Annotated in this window: 4 protein-coding genes; 3 read left to right on the forward strand and 1 reads right to left on the reverse strand. The window is 55.0% G+C overall.

What is annotated here, in order from left to right:
• Window positions 1-2: 2 nt before the first annotated feature.
• From A6U86_RS36200 to A6U86_RS29285, 3 genes are all read left to right on the forward strand, one after another.
• A complete protein-coding gene (locus A6U86_RS36200) occupies window positions 3-89 on the forward strand; it encodes a DUF1236 domain-containing protein (protein WP_083197007.1) in 87 nt (28 codons plus the stop codon).
• 272 nt (window positions 90-361) lie between these two features.
• Window positions 362-844, forward strand: a complete 483-nt coding sequence (locus A6U86_RS29280) for a pyridoxamine 5'-phosphate oxidase family protein (RefSeq protein WP_068399002.1) — start codon at window positions 362-364, stop codon at window positions 842-844.
• A gap of 270 nt (window positions 845-1,114) precedes the next feature.
• Window positions 1,115-1,486 carry an ABC transporter substrate-binding protein gene (locus A6U86_RS29285; RefSeq protein WP_068398998.1) on the forward strand — a complete coding sequence of 124 codons (372 nt, stop codon included), beginning with the start codon at window positions 1,115-1,117 and terminating at the stop codon, window positions 1,484-1,486.
• Window positions 1,487-2,067: 581 nt separating this feature from the next.
• On the opposite strand, the gene A6U86_RS36205 is transcribed toward A6U86_RS29285, so the two are convergent.
• On the reverse strand, window positions 2,068-2,241 hold the full coding sequence (locus tag A6U86_RS36205) for a tryptophan-rich sensory protein (protein WP_083197019.1): 174 nt from the start codon (window positions 2,239-2,241) through the stop codon (window positions 2,068-2,070).
• Window positions 2,242-2,653: the final 412 nt, after the last annotated feature.

Genomic DNA, 2,653 nt, shown 5'->3' on the forward strand with positions numbered 1-2,653 from the left:
GGGTGACGAAATATCGTTATACCGTTCTGAACAACCACATCGTTCTCGTTGATCCGCACACACGGACAATCGTCGAGGTAGTTCAGTGAGAACACGACTGCATGCCCCTGAATAGTGGAAGACATGATAGTTATGTCTACGCGTGACCGACTGATCGATCGCGTCGGAAGCCGCTGTTTCGGCCACGCCGCCACCGCGGTAACACTTGTGCCGCCGACTGGCCGTCGGCGGACGCGTCGAGCCCGTCCTACCTCCGCCTTTGAAATCGCTGATGTGGGATCGCCGGCTGAGCCACGACCGTCTTTTGATTGGAACATTGTCGCTGCCGACCGGTTTCGCTCGCTCAACGATGGAGATGATGATGGCAGACAAAAGCTACGATACTGGCAGAGTATGGGATCTGGTCGACAAGATCGGATTTTGCATGCTTACGACGAAGGCTAACGGCGATCTGCGGGCGCGGCCGATGGCGGCGTACGCAGAGCGTATTGAGAACGCAATATACTTCCTGACAGATGCCGCCAGTCATAAAGACGACGAGATAGCTCGCGCTCCGAGCGTCTGCCTTGCCTTTGCCGATTCGAAGGGTCAAAAATACGTCTCGATTTCTGGTGCCGCTGAAGTCTTGAACGATCGGGAGAGGGTTAAGGAACTATGGGCCACACCTGCCAAAGCGTGGTGGAACAATGCCGACGACCCGTCCATCCGAGTGCTCAGAGTGACCCCTTCCTTCGCCGAATACTGGGATAGTCCTGGCACAGTGATCAGCTATATAAAAATGGCCGCGGCGGCTGTCAGCCACTCGCGCCCGGACATGGGCGCCAACGCCAAGATTGAGATGTAGACAATCTCGCAGGCTGATTAAGGCCAGATCGGTCATCCATCGCTACGGCCCCGAACCAATCGTGCCAGCCGGTCCAGCTTTCGGTTTGCCCATCGAATTCTTTACAGCGGGAATTCCTAGTAGCAGATGATTTGCTCTGATCCCTTCGAGAACACCTCATCTCTGAGGTGCTCGTGAGATTGTAATCAATGCATAATCTCATGAAACTTAACAGCTCGCCTCGGCTCATGGTTCACATTCATTCGCAAATCGGCCTTCAAGACGGAGGCCGTGGATATCCCCTCCGGCATCCCCGCACCGAACTTCATTCCGAATGTCGAGAAACTGGCTGCCACCAATCCTGACCTCGTGGTGCAATGGCCCGAGTACGGCGCCAATATCGTCGAGCCGATTACCAATGCCGGTCTTCCCGCATGCTCATTTCCTACGGGCACGGAACAGAAGGCGCGCGACTATCGGGCGATGGTCGCCACCGCCATGGGTAAGCGGGACGGACCGAACGAAGTTCTTCCTAAAAAAATGGCCCGGTCTGATGCCGGGCCAAAGTTGTGGGAGCGAGCAGACCGGGAGAGATCAATGACTCGCGCAGCTTTAACGGGCGCAGCTTTGAATAGTTCCCCGCAGCGCAAACCGCTGGGCTAACTCGTCGAATTCTGCAGCGAGGAGATCGCAGCGGCCTTCGAGATGCCTGGCGAGCCCGCGGCCCTCCTTTCAACGATAATGCGGGCGCCTCACATTTAAGCCCTCGGCGTTGCCAAATCGATGAGGGCAGCACGCGAAGGGTCGGCGCTTCCGCCATTGGCCCAATAGTTTACGATCTGCGGTGGAAGTCAGGACTTCATCTTCGCGTCCGCCTTCCTTCTGCGCGTCGGATGATCTTAAGGTCTCGTTCCGAGCGCAGCGCACGGTGTCGTTTGTCGCTTGATTGTAAGAATACGGCCGTTTCGGCGAGCTTTGGCACTTAATGTGGGATTCTTTGAAGTGAATTTCTTGGCCTAACGCCTTCAGATTCGGTGGTGACCCTAACCGAGTTCATCAAGGATGATGAAGTCGAGACGTGTGAGGTAGTCTGCCGTCCGACTTTGCTTGCCGCATCGCTGATCCGCGTGAGCCAGCCGAGCCACCGATAATGCGCTCCACGGTCCGAATGGACGATTGTCCCGCCTTCGGCATCGGTAACTGTCTCGATAGCGGCGTCCAGCATCGTGTTAACTAATCCCGCATCAGGTTGCGTTCCAATTCCTGTTGATGCCGAAAAACATCCATGACCAAAGCGTCTTGAGCACAAGCTGCGCGGAGAACAAGACAAGTGCTGTCGATCGGCGCGCCAGGTTGGCGGGCAGGTTCCATATTCGCCAACTAGAATAGGCCATCAGCGCGTAGAGCAACGTCCACATTGGCTCAAAAATCCAATTCGAAGGATTGAAATTGGCTTTGGCGAGGTTCGCCTACCAGTTGGCCAGATTGGGGAAGGTTGCCCATTGGCCGAGCAGTAGTGCTGCAGCGACCGGCAGTATTGCCAGGACCACATTGATCCAGGGGTTCGATCGGTTGTCGGTATTGGACGAGATTGCTTTCCTTGCTCAGTTTTCGCAGCTTGTAACTCGCTATGTTGTCCACCGCGAAGCGGTCCGTCTGCGAGATCAATAATGTGCTGGTGAATTCAGGTGCTTGCTTAAACTCGGCCTTTCTTTTTAATCTGAAAATCTCATACGAGACTCTATTTGAATTGGATCACGGGATCCAAGCGTCTCGACGTGTCGTATAAGGTGATGAATGTTTCAGCGTTGCAGACTGACCGCGCAAAAA

It is taken from the genome of Rhizobium sp. AC27/96, assembly GCF_001692325.1.
Taxonomy (GTDB): Bacteria; Pseudomonadota; Alphaproteobacteria; order Rhizobiales; family Rhizobiaceae; genus Rhizobium.